Here is a 1,063-nt window from a genome sequence, read left to right on the forward strand (position 1 = left end):
GCCGGGCCCTTACGCCAGCACGCCGAAGAACGCGCCGATGATGCCCACGACCATGGTGGCCACGATCAGCACCATGGGGTTGATCTTCTTGGACAGCAGCCAGTAGTACAGCCAGAAGGCGAGCATGCCGAGCATGCCGGGCATGATGCCGTCCAGGATGTCCTGGAGGGTCTGGGCGTCCTCGCCCGAGCCGATGGCCACCGGGATGCTGGCCCAGAACATGTCCTTGCACATGGCGCCCACGACCATGACGCCCACGATGCCCACGCAGGTCATGATCTTCTGCATGAGGCCGGTCCTCTGGGCCTCGTCCAGGAAGCCCACGCCCAGCTCGTAGCCCTTGACGGCGCCCCAGATGCGCAGCGCGAAGCCGGGGACGTTGTAGATGAGCAGGAAGGCGATGGGGCCGAAGGGGTTGCCGGCCTGGCACAGGCTGATGCCCACCGCGGCGGCGACCACGCGCAGCGTCGACAGGAAGATGGAGTCGCCGATGCCGGACAGCGGGCCCATGAGGGCGGCCTTGACGTCGTTGACGCTCTCGGGCTCGATCTCGCCGCGGGCGACCTTCTCCTCCATGGCCATCGCGATGCCGCCGACGAACGGGGCGAACTGGACGGTGATGTTGAAGAACGCGCAGTGGCGATGCAGGGCCTCGGCGTAGTCGTCGGGGCGGCCGGCGTAGATCTTCTTGAGCATGTTGGCGACCATCAGGCAGAAGGCGATGTTCATCTGCTTGTAGTAGGTCCAGGAGAACTCCATGCCCAGGGCGCCGACGTTGACGGCGCTCTTGACGAGGTCGGAGCGCGTGATCTTGTTCTCGGGACTAGAAGTCATCGTCCTCATCCCCTTCCGCGGAAAGCTGGGGCTGGGCTCCGCCCAGGCCGAGCAGGTCGAACTTGTCGATGCCGATGATGATGGCGATCAGGGCGACGCCCAGGACGGGCACGTTGGCGTAGGAGCACAGCAGGAAGCCCAGGAAGTAGAAGGGCACGAGCTGCTTGGTGAGCACCAGGCGGCCGAGCATGGCGAAGCCCATGGCCGGCAGGATGTTGGCGGCAACGCC

At 65.7% G+C, this 1,063-nt stretch carries 2 protein-coding genes; both read right to left on the reverse strand.

Annotated features, from left to right (window positions below; translation table 11 throughout):
- Positions 1-9: 9 nt before the first annotated feature.
- A complete protein-coding gene (locus tag DW823_RS09630) occupies positions 10-843 on the reverse strand; it encodes a PTS system mannose/fructose/sorbose family transporter subunit IID (protein WP_117565064.1) in 834 nt (277 codons plus the stop codon).
- Positions 824-1,063 (reverse strand): PTS sugar transporter subunit IIC (locus DW823_RS09635; RefSeq protein ID WP_147324175.1); only part of this gene is annotated, 240 nt, incomplete at its 5' end. The genes DW823_RS09630 and DW823_RS09635, both read right to left, overlap by 20 nt.

It is taken from the genome of Collinsella sp. AM34-10, assembly GCF_003469185.1.
Lineage (GTDB): Bacteria > Actinomycetota > Coriobacteriia > Coriobacteriales > Coriobacteriaceae > Collinsella.